18 protein-coding genes are annotated in these 17,857 nt (G+C 48.3%); 8 read left to right on the top strand and 10 right to left on the bottom strand.

Annotated elements, in window-relative coordinates; translation table 11 throughout:
• Position 1 precedes the first annotated feature (1 nt).
• From ACE3MZ_RS19625 to ACE3MZ_RS19610, 4 genes are all read left to right on the top strand, one after another.
• Entirely contained in the window at positions 2 to 613 is a 612-nt protein-coding gene (locus ACE3MZ_RS19625) for a maltose acetyltransferase domain-containing protein (RefSeq protein ID WP_411343792.1), read from the top strand.
• 29 nt (positions 614 to 642) lie between these two features.
• Positions 643 to 2,004, top strand: a complete 1,362-nt coding sequence (locus tag ACE3MZ_RS19620) for an MATE family efflux transporter (RefSeq protein ID WP_411343791.1) — start codon at positions 643 to 645, stop codon at positions 2,002 to 2,004.
• A gap of 68 nt (positions 2,005 to 2,072) precedes the next feature.
• Positions 2,073 to 2,234, top strand: coding sequence for a hypothetical protein (locus tag ACE3MZ_RS19615; protein WP_411343790.1), 162 nt, complete (start codon positions 2,073 to 2,075; stop codon positions 2,232 to 2,234).
• A gap of 46 nt (positions 2,235 to 2,280) precedes the next feature.
• The gene (locus ACE3MZ_RS19610; protein WP_411343789.1) at positions 2,281 to 3,105 is read left to right on the top strand and encodes an HAD family hydrolase; all 825 of its coding nucleotides are present in this window, start codon (positions 2,281 to 2,283) and stop codon (positions 3,103 to 3,105) included.
• Between the two features lie 235 nt (positions 3,106 to 3,340).
• Here the strand turns inward: ACE3MZ_RS19610 and ACE3MZ_RS19605 are convergent, their stop codons facing one another.
• The gene (locus tag ACE3MZ_RS19605) at positions 3,341 to 4,540 is read right to left on the bottom strand and encodes a M20 metallopeptidase family protein (RefSeq protein ID WP_411343788.1); all 1,200 of its coding nucleotides are present in this window, start codon (positions 4,538 to 4,540) and stop codon (positions 3,341 to 3,343) included.
• A 440-nt stretch (positions 4,541 to 4,980) separates the two neighbouring features.
• On the opposite strand from ACE3MZ_RS19605, the gene ACE3MZ_RS19600 reads away from it, so the two are divergent.
• Positions 4,981 to 5,463: a hypothetical protein gene (locus ACE3MZ_RS19600; RefSeq protein ID WP_411343787.1), complete on the top strand. Its 483-nt coding sequence runs from the start codon at positions 4,981 to 4,983 to the stop codon at positions 5,461 to 5,463.
• A gap of 53 nt (positions 5,464 to 5,516) precedes the next feature.
• Entirely contained in the window at positions 5,517 to 6,398 is an 882-nt protein-coding gene (locus ACE3MZ_RS19595; protein WP_411343786.1) for a class I SAM-dependent methyltransferase, read from the top strand.
• 159 nt (positions 6,399 to 6,557) lie between these two features.
• On the opposite strand, the gene ACE3MZ_RS19590 is transcribed toward ACE3MZ_RS19595, so the two are convergent.
• The 7 genes from ACE3MZ_RS19590 to ACE3MZ_RS19560 all read right to left on the bottom strand — a co-directional run bounded on the left by ACE3MZ_RS19590 (position 6,558) and on the right by ACE3MZ_RS19560 (position 12,988).
• Positions 6,558 to 7,091, bottom strand: a complete 534-nt coding sequence (locus tag ACE3MZ_RS19590; RefSeq protein ID WP_411346858.1) for a DoxX family protein — start codon at positions 7,089 to 7,091, stop codon at positions 6,558 to 6,560.
• 402 nt (positions 7,092 to 7,493) lie between these two features.
• A complete protein-coding gene (locus tag ACE3MZ_RS19585) occupies positions 7,494 to 7,730 on the bottom strand; it encodes a hypothetical protein (protein ID WP_411343785.1) in 237 nt (78 codons plus the stop codon).
• Positions 7,731 to 8,001: 271 nt separating this feature from the next.
• Positions 8,002 to 8,883 carry a ketose-bisphosphate aldolase gene (locus ACE3MZ_RS19580; protein WP_411343784.1) on the bottom strand — a complete coding sequence of 294 codons (882 nt, stop codon included), beginning with the start codon at positions 8,881 to 8,883 and terminating at the stop codon, positions 8,002 to 8,004.
• 70 nt (positions 8,884 to 8,953) lie between these two features.
• Positions 8,954 to 10,063 (bottom strand): PTS fructose transporter subunit IIC, encoded by a 1,110-nt coding sequence (locus ACE3MZ_RS19575; RefSeq protein ID WP_411343783.1) that lies wholly within the window; start codon positions 10,061 to 10,063, stop codon positions 8,954 to 8,956.
• Between the two features lie 16 nt (positions 10,064 to 10,079).
• Positions 10,080 to 10,394 (bottom strand): PTS fructose transporter subunit IIB, encoded by a 315-nt coding sequence (locus tag ACE3MZ_RS19570; protein ID WP_411343782.1) that lies wholly within the window; start codon positions 10,392 to 10,394, stop codon positions 10,080 to 10,082.
• 97 nt (positions 10,395 to 10,491) lie between these two features.
• Positions 10,492 to 10,956 carry a PTS sugar transporter subunit IIA gene (locus ACE3MZ_RS19565; protein ID WP_411343781.1) on the bottom strand — a complete coding sequence of 155 codons (465 nt, stop codon included), beginning with the start codon at positions 10,954 to 10,956 and terminating at the stop codon, positions 10,492 to 10,494.
• Entirely contained in the window at positions 10,931 to 12,988 is a 2,058-nt protein-coding gene (locus ACE3MZ_RS19560; RefSeq protein ID WP_411346857.1) for a BglG family transcription antiterminator, read from the bottom strand. The genes ACE3MZ_RS19565 and ACE3MZ_RS19560 overlap by 26 nt, the downstream gene beginning before the upstream one ends.
• Positions 12,989 to 13,140: 152 nt before the next feature.
• Here ACE3MZ_RS19560 and ACE3MZ_RS19555 point away from each other — a divergent pair, with 152 nt between their 5' ends.
• Positions 13,141 to 14,001, top strand: coding sequence for an aminoglycoside 6-adenylyltransferase (locus ACE3MZ_RS19555; RefSeq protein WP_411343780.1), 861 nt, complete (start codon positions 13,141 to 13,143; stop codon positions 13,999 to 14,001).
• 52 nt (positions 14,002 to 14,053) lie between these two features.
• Here the strand turns inward: ACE3MZ_RS19555 and ACE3MZ_RS19550 are convergent, their stop codons facing one another.
• The gene (locus ACE3MZ_RS19550) at positions 14,054 to 15,100 is read right to left on the bottom strand and encodes a hypothetical protein (protein WP_411343779.1); all 1,047 of its coding nucleotides are present in this window, start codon (positions 15,098 to 15,100) and stop codon (positions 14,054 to 14,056) included.
• Positions 15,101 to 15,486: 386 nt separating this feature from the next.
• Here ACE3MZ_RS19550 and htpG point away from each other — a divergent pair, with 386 nt between their 5' ends.
• The gene (gene htpG, locus ACE3MZ_RS19545; protein WP_411343778.1) at positions 15,487 to 17,388 is read left to right on the top strand and encodes a molecular chaperone HtpG; all 1,902 of its coding nucleotides are present in this window, start codon (positions 15,487 to 15,489) and stop codon (positions 17,386 to 17,388) included.
• Between the two features lie 129 nt (positions 17,389 to 17,517).
• On the opposite strand, the gene ACE3MZ_RS19540 is transcribed toward htpG, so the two are convergent.
• Positions 17,518 to 17,781 (bottom strand): DUF6809 family protein, encoded by a 264-nt coding sequence (locus ACE3MZ_RS19540; RefSeq protein WP_411343777.1) that lies wholly within the window; start codon positions 17,779 to 17,781, stop codon positions 17,518 to 17,520.
• Positions 17,782 to 17,857 lie beyond the last annotated feature (76 nt).

Here is a 17,857-nt window from a genome sequence, read left to right as displayed (position 1 = left end):
TATGTCGGAAAACGAATCACAGCGCGAACGAATACGTCAGGGCAAATTATTTACCGATATGGGCGAAGGGTTGCCACAAGATCGTCTACGGGGAAAAGAATTAGTGTACGACTTTAACCATACACGCCCATCCGAAGCGGACAAACGTCATAATCTGATCCAGCAAATCTTCGGGCAGATCGGAGTGAACAGTTGGATTGAGCCGCCGCTGCATCTATGCTATGGCTCCAATACTGAGATTGGCAGCCACTTCTATGCGAATACGAATCTGACGCTGATCGATGATACGACGATTACGATTGGCAATCACGTACTGCTCGGTCCCAATGTAACGATATGTACGGTAGGGCACCCGGTAGATCCCACCTTACGAGCGACCGGGCAAATGTATGCATTCCCAGTTGTGATTGAAGATCATGTGTGGATCGGTAGCGGTGTGATCATCAATCCGGGTATCCGTATTGGGCGCGGCAGTGTGATCGGTGCAGGCAGCATCGTAACGCGCGATATTCCGGCAGGTGTCATCGCAGTTGGCAACCCGTGCCGGGTATTACGGGAGATCAACGAGCAGGACAAGCTGTATTATTACAAAGACTATACGGTCGACTCCTGAATGCAATCGTGCCAAAGGAGTCTTGGTCGATGACATGGATCACGCGAGATCGTCAATTTTATACCCGTTTCTTCCGCTTGACGTTCATGATCGGTCTGCAAAATATAATTACCGTCGCTGTCGCTGTATCGGACAATCTGATACTGGGCGGATATAGCGAGACTGCACTGTCCGCTTCTGCTCTTGCCAATCAGATTCAGTTTATCGCTACTTTTCTTATGATCGGCTGTGCACAGGGCGTCGTGATTGTTGCTTCGCGTTATCGCGGCTCCGGGCAGCAGCATCTGATTGGTCAAGCGACTAGTGCTGGTATGGTTATATCGCTAGGTATTGGGATCGTCATGTGGCTGGCTTCGTTTCTGTTTGCTACACCGCTATTGGGCATGATGACCAATGAAGAGGAGATTGTGCGCGAAGGAGCGCTTTTTCTTACAATCATTGCTTGGTCTTATGTATTCTATGCGGTGACGAATGTGCTGCTGGCAACGCTGCGTAGTCTGGAAATCGTACGCATTGGCTTGATCGTATCCATTTGCACGTTAGTTGTGAATATCATGCTGAATATAGTACTGGTATATGGTTATTTAGGCTTGCCTAGCCTTGGAGTGGAAGGCTCTGCTATCGCTACGCTGATCTCACGCATCATCGAATGTCTGCTTGTGGTCGGGTATGTGCGCATCCGTCAATTGTCTGCTATTCCCCGTCTGCGGGATTATATGTCATTGTCCGTAAACGTCTGGAAGTCGTACATTCAAGTATCGCTGCCGATTTTGCTGGCAAGCTTGTCATGGGCGGCTGCGATGGCATTACAGACTGGCATCCTCGGTCATATGGGCACAGCTGCGATTGCCGCGAATAGTGTGGCGACAAGCATTTTCCAATTCGTCACTGTAGGGGCATATGCGGCGGCAAGTGCTTCGTCCGTCATCATGGGCAAAACGGTCGGTGAAGGCAATATGACACAAGTGAAGTTGTACAGCCGTACGTTGCAATTCATATATGTGTGCATCGGCTTGGTGACAGGCATCGCATTGTATGTGCTCAAAGATCATGTGCTATTCCTGTATTCGATCTCGCTGGATACCCGTGAGCTAGCGCTTACCTTCATGACCATTCTGTCGATCACGGTAGTGGGTACTTCTTATGAAATGCCGTCGTTATCCGGTATTGTGCAGAGTGGAGGCGATACGAAGTTTGTCATGTACAACGATTTTATCTTTATGTGGATGCTGATTTTGCCATTGTCGTTGTTGGGTGCATTCGTATGGAATTGGTCGCCAGTGTGGATCTTCCTCATTTTAAAAAGTGATCAGATGCTAAAATGTATCGTTGCAGCGGTGAAAGTCAATCGGTATCGGTGGATCAAAAACATTGGCGATCAGGGAAGATGATGTGATTACATTTGCATTCACTTTATAAATAATGTTTATAAAGATATTGCGAAAGGGAGGTTATGCTTATGTGGATGTTTGTGCAGGCACTTGTAGCAATTCTTGCATTGATCGCCATTTATTATACGCTCGAGCGGATTGTCGAGCATCCGGCTACACATCGACGTTTTCACTATATTTATAAAGAATTTATGCGGCAGGCGTATAGGAAAGGGTACGAGGAACAATGAGAACCAACGTGACCTGTCAATTTCATGAAGAGCGAGGAGAATGGATATGATTAAGCTAGTTGTGACCGATTTGGATGGGACATTTTTGAACAATGAGAGTTCGTTTGATCTGGAATTGTTTCGTGAGGTGTATGCGCAGATGCAGCAGCAGGGCATCGAATTTGTCGCTTGCACAGGGAAGCAGTGTGAGCGGGTGGAGAAATTGTTCGAGCATGCGGGAGAAGGCATCTGGATACTGGGAGACAGCGCAACCCGTATCAAAAAAGACGGTCAACTGATCCGCGAATTCATTCTGGAGCGTGAACGCGCACTGCATGCGATTCGGTTGATTGAGCAATTTGATACTGAGCTGACGCTAATCGCTTGCACAAGCGGAGCCGCATATGTAAAAGACACGATTTCCCCTGATCTGTATCGAGTGGTCAAAGGCTCGTATCAGGAAGTGATCAAGATTGGTTCATTTGCAGAGATTAGAGAGGAATTCCTCAAGCTAACCGTCTTCGATCCATTACAGCGTAGTGCCGCGTTGCGCGCCCATGTTGAGAGCGAATTGCTGGATACGATCTATATTATCGACTCCGAGCCGAGATGGCTGGATATTACCGCTCTGCATACGCACAAGGGAGAAACGGTCAAACGATTGCAGGAGCTGCTTCATGTGACATATGAACAGACGATGGCATTTGGCGATGGGGAAAATGACGTGGAATTGATGGATATCGCCAAATACAGCTTTGCCGTATCCAATGCTTGCGATAATACGAAGCGCGCTGCCGACTGGATTACCAAATCCAATGAAGAAAAAGGGGTGCTGCTCACCATTCAGAAGATGATCCAACTGCAAAGTGCTACAGTACATGCTGTGAAGTGAACTGACATGAAGGGGAGCGAATACAAAAAGAACTGATATAAAAAGAACTGATATAAAGAGGATTGCTGTAACATGGACTGTTGTAACGCAAGCAACAGCAGTTATTGTGCACCATATGTGTGCAATACAATACGAATATCCAAAAAGCCCGTCGTATTCTCAAATGAGAACAGGACGGGCTTTTGCAATAAACGTATATACGTTGTCATTATGCTTGTAACATGTGGTTAGTCGATTAACGAACTGGTGCTGCTTCTGGCGAAGGGGTCAACAGTTTGTCAGCGACAATACTCAGGAACACTCTACCTGTATTCAGTAGCGCACGCTCGTCAATGTCGAAGCGTGGATGATGATGTGGGAACGCTGTGTCTTCGTTTTGCTGGGAGCCGACATAGAAGAAGTTGCCCGGACGCTCTTCGAGATAGTAGGCAAAGTCCTCAGCACCCATAGAAGGTGGAACTTCCTGCAACGCTTCCTCACCAAGCGAATCTCTCACCAGCGAGCGAACATAGTCCGCCTGCTCCGGTGGATTCACGACAGCCGGATAGCCGTGTGTATACTCCAGCTTGAAGGTCGCGCGTGCCGCCGACGTGATGCCTTGCAAAATGGTCTGAATGTCTTCTTCGATCTGAACCCGTACTTGTGGATCAAACGTACGTACGGTGCCTTCGATCTTGGCGGTATCAGCGATTACGTTGAACGCCGAGCCTGCTTGGAAGACGCCGACTGTAACGACTGCCGATTTGAGCGGATCGACATGACGGGAGACGATATGCTGCAAAGCGCCAACGACTTGACTGCCGACAACGATGGAGTCGATCGTCTGATCTGGACGTGCGCCATGACCGCCTTTCCCTTGAATGACGACGGAGAAGCCGTCTGCCGCTGCCATGGATGGACCGGACACGACTGCGATTTTGCCGTAAGGAAGGTAGCTTGCCAGATGGGCACCGTACACTTCATCGACGCCTTCCAATGCGCCGTCGTCGATCATCGCTTTGGCACCGCCGGGAATTTTCTCCTCAGCGTGTTGGAAAATAAAACGAACGCTGCCTTGCAGCTGGTCGGTATGCTGACTGAGTACTTTGGCTACGCCGAGCAGGGACGCGGTATGACCGTCATGCCCGCAAGCGTGCATCACACCATCATTTTGCGAACGGTACGGCACTTGATTTTCCTCATGAATCGGCAATGCATCAAAGTCCGCGCGAAACGCAATCGTCGGTCCCGGCAATGCACCCTTCAGATCGGCAAGCACGCCGCCTTCGCCCACATTCGTGCGAACGTCATAACCAAAGCTTTGTAATGTATCTGCGATAAACTGCGATGTTTTCACTTCTTGAAACGACAATTCCGGGTATTGGTGCATATGTCTGCGCCAGTCCACGATATCCTTTTCCAATTGTTCCAGTTCGCCAAACCATTGTTCTCTCATATACATCCTCCCGTCGCCAGTATGTAAATTCGCTGCACCATGACATAACATCGGAACCAAATCGCCGAATTGCCGACCATTCTGCCCGCTTTACTATGCTGCACCGTCGTATTGGCTTTTTGTTAAAATATCACGACCAGCCAGCGACGTCAAACGAATGGAGAATGTTGTAGTAGTATATGAATGTGGAAAATGATATTTATTATGGATAAAGATGTATTACAATAGAAGCAGCGTATGCCGTTACAGCGCAAGCGTGGGCAACGGTATAAGCAAGCGGAATAAACGGAATTAAGAAGTGCATACATGAAGTGGGAAATGAATACAGTGATCGTTTGAAAGGTACATATGATTTGTTGATTTTGGTGAATGAATGTAGTCAATGAATGGATAAGGTGGAGAGCATGCGCTCATGCCATAACAAGAGAAGGAAGATGAACATGGATACTAGAAAAAGCTATGAGGAAGTATTGGGATATCCGCCTGATTTTCGCGTACGTTACCGATTTTACAGCCCAGACGAGGGCGGTCGTCGGGTATTGCCATGGCAAGGGTATCGTCCAGATTTTGCTTACGAAATGCCAGTCAAGAATGTTCCGGCAAAGCAGGGTGACACGCCAGCAATATTGGAGCGCAACGGTAAATATAACGACATACCGCCGAATGTTATTCTTTCAGAATTGTATATGATTCATCCAGAGTTTGAGGATGAACAGGGGGCAGTTATTCTTCAAATAGAGCCTGTTCCTTCTACAGGCACGGCGAGCATGTGGATCGTTATTCCAGAGCGTCGTCGTCAGGTTCATATACATCAAATACAGATTGGTACGCGTGCCTATATGATGGAAGGAGCACGAGCAGTAGCGGAGATGGAAGTGATTGAGATTGTTGGCTTGCACAGCAATCCTACTGGCACGATGTAAAGAAAGCTTTGTCTGTCCTTCAGCGAATTGTCAATAACGAGAGGGGTACAAGAATGAGCCAAGAATATGAAATAGATGAGTGGCAGCGGATTGTGGATGAGATTGTGAGTTGTATGGCGACCGGGCAGGAGCATAAGGAAGTTCAGCGTATTCAGACTGAGCATCGGTTAAAGCTGGTAAAGTTCTGGGGCATTCAGCCGGGCGATACGGTACTGGAAATCGGTTGTGGACAAGGAGATACGACGGCGGTGCTGGCGTGGGCGACCGGTTCGGACGGATTGGTGCATGGTATTGATGTAGCAACGCGCGATTATGGTAGCCCTATCACTGTTGGCGATTCAGCGAACTATTTGCTGGATTCCAAGCTGGGTGCGCCGATTCAGATGGACTATGAGGTGGATGTGCTGAGCTTCGATACTCATTTTCCAGAAGATGCGTTTGATTATGTTGTGATCTCGCATGCGTCGTGGTATATGGCTTCGTTTGAAGAATTGCGCCAGATTCTGGAGCGTGTACGTCACTGGGGCAAGCGTTTGTGCTTTGCCGAATGGGATACACGAATTGAGCACATTCAGCAGTTTCCACATCTTCTGGCAGTGTTGATTCAAGCCAAATACGAATGCTTCAAGGAAAGCAGTACCGCCAACATCCGCACGCTGTTTACGGTGGATGACATTCATCGGGTAGCTGCGGAAGCAGGCTGGACCATCGAGCGCGAGCAGTCGATAGAGTCTGTGCAGCTACAGGATGGACAGTGGGAGACAGACATGGTGCTGAATACGTATGAGGACGAGCTGGACGCATTGTTTGATGTACCGGACAAGCTGCGTTCGCTGATTGAATCTGAGGTACGCATGCTGGAGCATTCCGTGCAGCAAACGGATGTGATCGGTTCGATGGCAACGTATGTGTTTGTGGCGAGCCGGGATATGTGATCATGTCATTCAAATACAATACGCAACGGTGTTACAAAAAAACAACCAACTCGCATCCTCATGTTAAGGATTGCGCGTTGGTTGTTTCTTTGTCTCATTATTTCTTTATATCGTTGTTTGTTAGTATAATAGTCTCTTTGTTTTCTACGTGTGAATCAGTTACGCCGCTTTGTGAGTCGGTGCGGTTGGTGCGCCGCCGCCACTGTCTTTGGGCTGACGTTTGAAGACGTGAGCTTTCAGGTAAGGCAGTACCCAGCGATCCAGACCGATTTTACCAGCGTTTGCGCCAGCGACGACGATGAATACTTCCAGCAGGATCAGGTATGGGTTGGTGCTGATTGTACCCGAGAACAGGAAGGCAAAGTTCATGACCATACCCATCAGTGCGGCAACCGTTGTGAAGGTACCGAGGATCAAGCCAAGACCGACTAAGAATTCGCCAACGGGTACGAGGATGTTGAATAGCTCCACATTCGGAAGCGCAAAGTGTTGCAGGAAGCCCGCCCAAGCTGCTTTGACGACTGGTTTTTCACCGGTGCTGAGTGTGATCGCGTTATTGAGGAAGCCGCTCGCGTCGAATCCACCCGTTAATTTACCCCAACCACCTTGAATCCATTGAAGACCGATATAGATACGAAGAACAGTTAACAGCCACATTGCGATTTTGTTTTGTCTGAGCCATGCGTTCATGATTCATACACTCCTTAGGAATATTATATTTGTGTGATACGGTTCTGATATGAGGCACATGCTGTTGAAATACAGATCAGTCAGTTGCTAACAAGGGAGCGGTCGGGGCTAGAACTGCTGCCGGTGCGACCGGTTGCTGCTGCCCTGTGCTGCTGATCTTTTGTTGTGAGGGATGATCATCTCTTCCATGCCTTTATATTAAATTAAAACTAAAATTTAATATGTGATATAAATCACAATCATCAATAAAAATTGAAATATATTTGCGGATCACTCATTGGGGGTGCATTTAGATGATAGCTGTGCTCTGATTTAGTAGCAAACAAGCAATACCTCACAGCAAAGAGGAACCCGGTGACATACAGGGCAACGGTTATCGTCTGTTGCACGATGTTCGTTGCTGCGTTAACGGGATTCCTCTTTGCGCTGCTCTCGCCGCTTTTCGATCCATTCCAGAATCTGATAGATCCAGACTGCCACTGCGATGTAGCAGGCGAGATTGACCAGATAGCGAACCATATTGCCAGTACTTAGCCAGCCCGTCGCCAGATCGTATTGCAAAAAGGAGATCTGCTTGAAGCTCCAATTGCCGATCACATTGGACAATAGAAAAGCGAGAATGAATTTGCGTAATACCTTCATCCAGCTGACCTCCTTAACTATGAGCGTGTATGTGTGTAGGCGGTCAATACTATAACGCTCCCACCTGTACCACACTGTAACACTATGATCAGTATATCATCCTGTTATATATGTACCCTGGCTGAACTGTTCTGCGTACAGAACAATGGAGTGAGCAACGGCTGAACGTCATTTCCAGTCTGATTATCGCTTACTGTACAGAACAAGTAATAACAATAAAGAACAAGCGACGATGCTCAAGGCATGGTCGCTTGTTTTATGAAATGATGAATTATTGCAGCACAGGCTGCTTCTGGTACAGCTCGCTTTTACCAACTGATTGGAACAGATTCATTTTGTAGCGAATGACTTCTTGTGCGGCAACGATGCATTCTGGATAAATGACGTTTGGGTCCCACCATTCTTCGCGGGCGAGAATTTCGCGTGCTTTGGCGAAGTAGGCGTACTTCATATCGCTGGAAATATTAACTTTGGCGATGCCCATAGTGACCGATTGGGCAATCTCGGCATCTGGATTCGATGAGCCGCCATGCAGGACGAGCGGAATATCGACGCGTGTCGAGATATCCTGCAAAATATCCAGTTGCAGCTTCGGCTTCACATGTTTCGGATAGATGCCATGCGCCGTGCCAATCGCTACCGCCAGCGTATCTGTACCTGTACGACGAACAAAATCCTCCGCCTGATTCGGATCGGTATACGTTACTTCGGTTACGCCGCCCTCGACTGAATTGCCAGTGCTGCCGATTGTACCTAGCTCTGCTTCGACCGATACGCCGACAGCATGCGCCAGTTGGACTACTTGCTGCGTGAGCGCGACATTGTCCTCATATGGCAATAGCGAGCCGTCGATCATAACGGAGGTGAAGCCACATTTGATTGCCCGAACGACGTCCGCAATGGAGCCGCCATGATCCAGATGAATGACAAACGGCACACTACTTTTCACGGCACGTTCACGGACATAACCGAAGAACTCATCTGTTACAAATTCCAATTCGGTCGGGTGGAAGGAGAGAATCGCCGGGGATTGCGAGCGTTCTGCTTCCTCAATCACCGCCCGTACAAACGTACTATCCGCAATATTGAATGCACCTACTGCAAATTTGTTCTCCTGTGCGACTTTTAGCAACTCGCTCATCGTCAACAACATGGTCAACACTCCTCTTGGTTAGTATAGATTGTTAGATATACATCGTTGGTGATACATACATGGAATGACGTCAGATTTTTTCCGCCTTTTCAAATGTAAATACGATATCGTCTTCATCCACCTGCTGGTCAATGCTATCGTCAAACTGCTCGTCCAGCTCGGTCACTGGCTTCTTGATCGCAGACAGGACAACGCCGCAGATGGTAGTGCCGATTAGCAGTGCCAGCATGAACAGCCACGGATGTGTGAACAATGGGACAACGAACAGTCCGCCGTGTGGCACAGGTGCTTCTACGCCCCAAGTCATGATCAGCCCGCCAGCGACTGCCGATGCGATAACGCAGGAGAGTACAACCCGTACGAGATCGCGTGCGGCAATGGGGATGACGCCTTCGGTGATCATACAGATGCCCATCGGGAAGGCGGCTTTGAGCGCTTCTTTTTCCGCTTTGGTGTACTTTTTGCGAGTTAGCAGATACGACAAGGTGATACCGAGCGGCGGAATGATGGAGCCGACGAATTTGACGGCTTCCGGTCCATAAATGCCCTGTACGAGCAGACCGTCAGCGAACAAGGACATCGTCTTGTTAACAGGACCGCCAAAATCAAAGGTTGCCATCGCGCCGAGTACAGCGCCAAGCACGAATTTGGAACCGCCCTGCATCGATTCCAGCATATGCACCAGACCATTTTGCAGCCAGACAATCGGTTGACCGATAAACAGAAACATGATCAGTCCAGAAAAGGCAGTCGCCAGCACGGGGATAATCATGACTGGCATTAAGCCTTGCATGGAGGCAGGGAGCCGGATGTACTTTTTGATTGCCAGTACGACATAACCGACTAGAAAACCGCCAACCATCCCACCGATAAAGCCTGCCTGAATCTGTCCGCACAAATACCCGACGATCAGACCAGGCGCGATGCCGGGGCGATCAGAGATGGAGTAGGCAATCGCCGCACAGATCAGCGGTACGACCAGCCCCATGCCCCAGCCGCCAATCTCATTGAGATAATACGGAATGGTGCCAACGGCTTTGGATACATGAATACCGCCAAGCACTTGTCCAAGCGCGATACAGATCCCTGCCGCTACAATCAATGGAATCATGTACGAAATACCGGTCAACAGATGCTTTTTGATGTTTTGACCAATCATTTTACTACGGGTCGTCATCATTATTCCCTCCCAGCAATCAGATGGTTGCCAGCGATTTCTCTACCTTCTCCACAAACTGTACCGGCGATTTGATCACCGTCTCTGTTTTGACGCGAATAATCGGTTTGCCTTTGAAGCGCTCCTCGCCACCGATCTTGATATCAACTGCTAGAATGACCACATCGGCAGCGGCAATATCGGCGGACGACAGTTCATTTTCGGTGCCAATCGTGCCCTGAGTTTCGACTTTGATCTCATGACCACGCGCCTGAGCGCCTTTGATCAGCTTCTCACGGGCGATATACGTATGAGCAATACCTGCGGTGCAGGCGGCAACAGCAACAATCTTCATCTGTGTTTCCTCCCTAATGCACTGGATTTGAATATGGAATGACGTTATATCGTCGGATGTAACTGTACGCTTGAAATGGGGGAACGACTGTATCCCGTTAGTGTGTCTCGGCGTGAACCGAGAACAGGGCAATCAGCTTATCCGGGTCTGGCTCGGTCAACAGCCTGTCCACCACCTCCTCATCAGCAAGCGCGGAAGCGACCTGCGACATTAATTTGATATGGGTAGTCGTCTTATCAACCATACGGACGGCGAACAAGATAATGCAGTGCACGGGCTTGCCGTCGATTGTTTCCCACGGAATTGGGTGGGCGGTGCGTCCGATAGCGAGCGATGTTTGCAGTACAGCTTCGGATTTGCCGTGCGGGATGGCAATATGATTTTCCAGCCCGGTTTGTCCTTCGGCTTCGCGCTGGTAGATGTCAGCGACAAATGCATCAACCGATGACAACACGCCCTGCTCGTAGAGCAATTCACTCAACTCATGAAAGACTTCATCTTTGGTAGTTGCTTGTAAATCCAGCTTGATCCGATGTTTATTGATGATTTTCGTGATATCCATAATGATCCTCCTTCAATCGTTGTTGAAATGAAGTGCTGTTAACGTGTGAGCCTGACAATTGGAGCAGATGCTGACGACTGTCGGAGAGATGATACCAGTCGGCAAGTTGTGTGAGCAGTTGCAGACCGGTATCCTGATCTGGCAAGCAGAGTAGCCAGTCCAGCGATTGAATCCGATCCTCTGCATCGCAGGTGAGAATCACGCCAAGCTGCGGCTGAGATGATGCGGCGGTAGCTACTAACGAGATGCGATCGCCGCAAGACAGATTGATCTGCTGCAAGCCCGTTAATTGACTGCCGCGCTGACGTTTGCCGCTCATTTTGTTTGCGAGTCGGCGAATGGCGCGCGCCTTATCCTGCGTAATCATCTCCAGATGACGATCATCCAGATAGCGGCTGAAATGTGTTTCCAGCGAAGTCGCCTGTTCATGCGTTCTCGCATGTTGTAGGATGTGCGCAGTCACCTGTTTGACATCATCCTCATTGAATAGAGCGCTTACATAAATGACAGACCATTCACTCTCACGCAGCTTAACAGTAGAGATAATCAGATCGATGGATGGTTCCATTTCCTGCATCGCCTGTGCCAGCTGGCTCGACGATACAATCTGCACAATCTCCCAGTCGGGAAATGCACGCGCAATCCGGCTTTTCAGTAGATGCGAGGTGCCGACACCGCTGGAGCAGACGAGCAGCACACGCTGATGGCGCACTTGCTGTTCCAGTGCATTTTGAAAATACAATGCCAGATAGCCAATCTCATCCTCGCTCATATGCCGGACATGCAGCTGTTCCAGCATCAGACTCACTGCTAGCGCAGTACGATCATACACTGCCGGAAATTCATGCTTGATCTGCTGAATCAGCGGATTTTTGATCGAAATCTGATACTTGAGCCGATTCAGCATCGGTTTGAAATGAACAAGCATGCCATGTGCCAGCTGCTCTGTATCCAATGACGACGTGTGCGATAAAGTGGCAAAATAACGAATCAACTGCTGCACCAGCTCCGGTATATGCGGGCTGTCCTGCACGATCAGCTCAGTAGCGGTATGTTCATGCAGCGATACGCCTGCCCCGGAGCTGATCAGATATTGATAAATAAAATAGATTTCCTCTTCTGGCAGCCGATTACCGCGGTATGCTTCAATCTGTAACAGCATTCGCCGTGCCAGCCGGAAAATACGTTCGTCCGGCGATTGTGCCTGCGCCGTATTCAGCTTACCGGTGAGCAGCTTGCCATGCTCCATCCGCTTCATCAGAATGAGCAGATGGGTGAGAATATTGATATAGTACGGATCACCAATCGGATAATGCAGTTCCTGTTCCGCTTCCTCCAACAGCGATTGCACAAAGGCGATATCATCTGCGGCAAACTGCTGCTTCAATTCGCGAACAGTTAGATGATCGAGCCGTTCATGCACCGCATATTCGGCACCATACGGCTCGGTCAGAATCAGATCGTTGATCAGATGCATGAATGCTTTGCGAATGTCCGCTTCGGAGCCGGTAATACAGGTGCCGCGCTGATTGCGAACGAGCTTTAACTCAAACGGTTCGAGCATATCTTCAATAAAACGCAGATCATTGACGATAGAGGCATTGCTGATGTAATACTGCGTTGCTAGTCGGCTGATCGACGTTTCATGCGGAGCCTGACTGAGTAGCTGTGCCAAAATCCGAATGCGCCGACTTTGGATCGATAGATGCATACTTTCCGCTTGTTCCGGCGGTTCATGTAGATGCAGCTGTGTTCGCTGAGCGGCAGTCAATTCTAGTCGATAGCCGCGTCCGGTTTGCTTGTGCAATTCGATGCCGCAGTCGTGAAGCAATTCTTCAATGACTTGCAACTCTCGATAGATGGTCTTTTCGGATAGCTGCATAGCGTCAGCAAGCTGTTTGGCAGGCAAATAATGCTCATGCTGAAGCAGCAGGTGAATCATTTGCTTTTGCCTGAATGATAGCGTTATCATAAATATCACCTCCTGAAGGCTGACAGTGCATGAAGGCTTGGCTTGTGGTGATGCATTCATCATAGCATGGTGGAAAAGGAGCTAAAATACTAAAACATGTCCGTAGCATACGGTCAATTTAATAGACAACTGTCATCTAGGCAGTTCCTAATGCAGCAGAGCGATGGTTGGAGAATACTGGATTAACTTGAATACAGAGGGGAAGGAACGAGATGCGAAGTGAGCAGCAGATGATGGAGTTGATTGTACATGTGGCGCAGCAGTATGAGCATGTGCGGGCGGTGGCGATGAATGGATCACGCGTTAATCCGGCGGCGACGCGTGATTCTTTTCAGGATTATGATGTGGTGTATATCGTGGATGAGATGCAGTTTTTTATGGACAATCACGATTGGGTAGACGTGTTCGGCGAGCGCATCATCATGCAGATGCCGGAGCTGGGGACGCTCGTTCCGCCCGCGAACAATGGCAGCTTCATGTATTTGATGCTGTTTGCCGATGGCAACCGGATCGATCTGCGGCTACTGCCGATGGAGCAGCGATATGATTATGTGCAGGAGGATACGTTAACGAGAATTGTGCTGGATAAGGACGGCATCATGCCGACGATCCCAGCGCCGACAGATGCAAGTCATCGCATCCAGTTGCCAACTGCGCAGCATTTTGCCGATTGCTGTAATGAATTCTGGTGGGTGTCCACCTACATCGCCAAAGGGCTGCGACGCGGCGAACTGTTATACGCGCTGGATCATCTGAATCGGTATGTACGCCCGATGTTGGAGCTGCTATTGTCATGGCAAGTAGCAAGTGAACATCCAGAGGGCATCAATGTAGGCAAAAGCGGTAAATATTTGCACAAATATTTACCAAGCGCGACGTATCAGCGATTGTTGGATACATATCCGCGCGCCGAAACTGCACATATCTGGAGTGCTGTCTGGATTATGACCTCATTGTTTCATGAGACAGCTCAGCAACTCGCCCAGACAATGACGCTGGATTACAATGTGCATGAAGCGGAGCGGGTACTTGCTTATCTTGCTTCGGTCTATCATCTTCCTGCCGATCATTGACCCCGATTCATGATGCGCAATCTACAGGTATTGCAGGTGTTTTGTACACGAGCTAGCCGCCTAACACTCGCTGTTGGTAACGCTCAGATACATGCTGTAAACGGCGAATATGTAGAATACTCTGCGCTATTTCCCGTTCTAACGCTGCCGTGACTCGAATCTCGGCTGCCATGCTATCCAGAATACGTTCGCGTTTGATACGCGGCTCAAATGTATGTAAATACGCAGAACGAATCAAGGACCAGCTACGTACACTCTGGGTAAATGCATCGTTTAACGGACACATCGCCTGATCCTGCTCATTACACAGCTTGTCCAGCAATCGTACAAACTGCATCCGTGATTGTACGATATAAAGCAGCTCCAGGCTGAGTCGATTCATACTCCCCGGACCGTCCTGCTGTTGCTGCTCCACTGCTAGCCGATCCAGCTCTGGCAATTCGTCAGCAAATCGCAACATCGATTCAAACATCGGACAAGCTTCATGATTGTGACCTAGATTGCGCTCCGCACTGCGCGCCAGAATTTCGCTTCGTGTTGGCTGATGCACAATCGGACGATAACGATCATGGGTAGGCCACATCGTCATCAGTTCCCCGGCAAAGCCCAGACTGAAATCGCTCACTGATTGCGGATACTGATGCGTCATATACGCCACATCTGTGCAGAACAGGTGGTTGGTCAGATCGTCGTAACCTGTAATCAGGTAAAAGTTATGACTGTGCTGTTGCCCATAATTTTCCGGGAACCAGCCGCAATAAAAGGAATCGCCCTTCACCAGCACCGGACGCTCCTGCGCTAGCTCCAGCCGGATGATTCCGAGTGCTTCTTCAGCAGGTAAATGGTTGGATACGCGGTAATCGATCCGGCTCCAGTCGAGAATCTGTTCATATGAGGTGTTGTACAATACCGATTCCTGCCCGAGCGCGGCAAAGCCGGATGTTGGCTGTTCCTTCAAGCAGGAGAACGACCAAGCATCGGCAAAAGCATACATATAATCGCTACCTACATAAGCGGCAGCACTGGCAACGTTGCCAGTCAAGCTGGACCATTCAAATCCCGGTAGCGGTTTCAGCTGGATGCGGTACGAGTGGGGCATCGGTATTCACTCCTTGGTGCCTGAGATCAGGCAAAGTATGTATTTTAAAATTAGATGGTTGCATAGGCAATAACTTTTTCTCAGCGGAGGGACATTAAGAGTAGTATATAATAGTTCAGTTAGTGAGAAAAGGGTATACCTGTAATGTAAATAATATACAGTAGTTCCGTATGGATCTTGCCTTTCCGTAAAGTGGATGAATCAGATCAAACATTGACATGGAAATTGGGAATATGATATATAAAAGATAGGTTTAGCACTCGATTGATTAGAGTGCTAAATAACAATGTCACGATACATAAGGTATCTGCTATGCCGCATACGTGTCGCCAAGCAGAATATGCCTGCTATTTTATACAAGAATGGAAAGGGGCTTTCACTTCATTATGAGCAAAAAGCAATTTCAAGCTGAATCCAAACGTCTCCTAGAAATGATGATCAACTCAATCTACACGCACCGCGAGATTTTCCTGCGCGAGCTGATCTCCAACGCCAGTGATGCCATCGACAAAATTTACTACAAAACGTTGAGCGACGACAATCTGACGTTCCATAAGGAAGATTACTACGTCAAAATCAAGCCAAACCAAGAGACTCGTACGCTGACCATCTCCGATACAGGGATTGGTATGACATCCGAGGAGCTGGAAAACAACCTCGGGATTATCGCGAAGAGCGGCTCGCTTGCCTTTAAAAAGGAAAATCAGGCGCAGGACGGTCACAATATCATCGGTCAATTCGGTGTCGGCTTCTATGCTGCCTTTATGGTGGCGGATGAAGTGACAGTGATCACGCGCGCACTTGGCAGCGACCAAGCGTACAAATGGCATTCTGAAGGCGCAGATGGCTACACCATCGAGCCAACGGACAAAGAAACCGTCGGTACGGACATCATCCTCAGCATTAAGGAAAATACCGAGGACGATCAATACGACGAGTATTTGGACGAGTATCGTCTGCGTACTATCGTGAAAAAATATTCCGACTTTATCCGCTACCCGATCAAGATGGATGTGACCAACAGCCGTCCGGTCGAGAAGGCAGAAGATGCAGCAGAAGACGCAGAGCCGGAATACGTAGAATATACCGAAGAACAGACGATCAACAGCATGATCCCGATCTGGCGCAAAAACAAAAGCGAACTGACCGACGACGATTACAACAACTTTTATCAGGAAAAACGCTACGGCTTCGACAAGCCGCTCAAGCATGTGCATATTAGTGCCGACGGTGCCGTTGTGTATAACGCGATCCTGTTTATCCCGGAAAATACGCCGTTCGATTACTACACCAAAGAGTATGAAAAAGGGCTGGAACTCTACTCCAACGGCGTTCTGATCATGGACAAATGTGCGGATTTGCTGCCGGATTATTTTAGCTTTGTTAAAGGAATGGTCGATTCCGAAGACTTGTCGCTGAATATCTCGCGTGAGCTGTTGCAGCATGACCGTCAGCTGAAGCTGATCGCCAAAAATATCAAAAACAAAATCAAATCCCAACTGCAAAGCCTGATCAAAGACGAGCGTGACAATTACGAGAAGTTCTACCAATCATTCGGTCGTCAGCTGAAATTCGGCGTCTACAATGACTACGGCATGCACAAGGACGATCTGCAAGACCTGATCATGTTCCATTCGTCCAAAGAGAAGAAACTCGTTACACTGGATGAGTATGTATCGCGGATGCCGGAAGATCAGAAGTATATCTATTATGCTGCTGGCGATTCCATTGAGCGCATTGAGAAGCTGCCACAAACCGAGATGGTATCGGACAAAGGCTACGAAATTCTGTACCTGACCGACGATATCGACGAGTTTGCAATCAAGATCATCAGCGCATACAAAGAAAAAGAATTCAAATCCGTATCCAGCGGCGATCTTGGCATCGAGCCGGATGAGAAGGACGAAGCAGCAGAAGCGGAACAGAACGAAAGCAAAGAACTGTTCGCAGCGATGAAGGATGTACTGGGCGGCAAAGTGAAGGATGTCAAAGCATCCAAACGCCTCAAATCCCACCCGGTCTGCCTGTCTACTGACGGCGAGCTGTCAATCGAAATGGAGAAAATCCTGCAAATGATGCCAAACAGCCAGGATGTCAAAGCCGAGAAAGTACTAGAAATCAACATCAACCACGACGTATTCCAATCGCTGAAAAAAGCGCATGAGAGCGATAGCGAGAAGCTGGGATTGTACACGAACCTGCTGTACAACCAAGCGCTGCTGATCGAAGGACTGCCGCTGCAAGATCCGGTTGAGTTTACGAATGATATTTGTAAAGTGATGGTGTAAGTGGATTTTGCATATTAGCTATCTTTCTTAAATGAATAAAGCCCGAATGATTTCCTGAATACAGGTGTTCATTCGGGCTTTATTGTATGCTCATTGTCAAAAATTCCTCTATAAAAAGGTCTCTCTTTATTATTTGTTATTCATTTCATTCCACATCTGAATCCCCGCTTTAAATCCGTGAGCATACGCAGATGCAGTGTATAACGAAGTTACCTCGTCATATAGATCAAACATATCCTGCAATAATTGATAATCCACTTCGGTCATTCGATGCTGTAGTGCTTCAAGCATAGTATGTATACGATTATTGATTTGTTCGTATTCTTTGGAATCAGGCTTAATTTGCTCACATGGTCGATACGTTCCGTAATATATTTCTTCCAAAATACTCATATGATCTGCTCCTTGTGAAATATTTGATAACTACACTCTAGCGATATTTTCGCTAAAAATCAATAGCGAGATATTC

This window comes from Paenibacillus sp. WLX1005 (assembly GCF_046603685.1).
In the GTDB taxonomy this organism is placed as follows: Bacteria; Bacillota; Bacilli; order Paenibacillales; family Paenibacillaceae; genus Saccharibacillus.
This window is presented reverse-complemented; position numbering and strand designations above follow the sequence as displayed.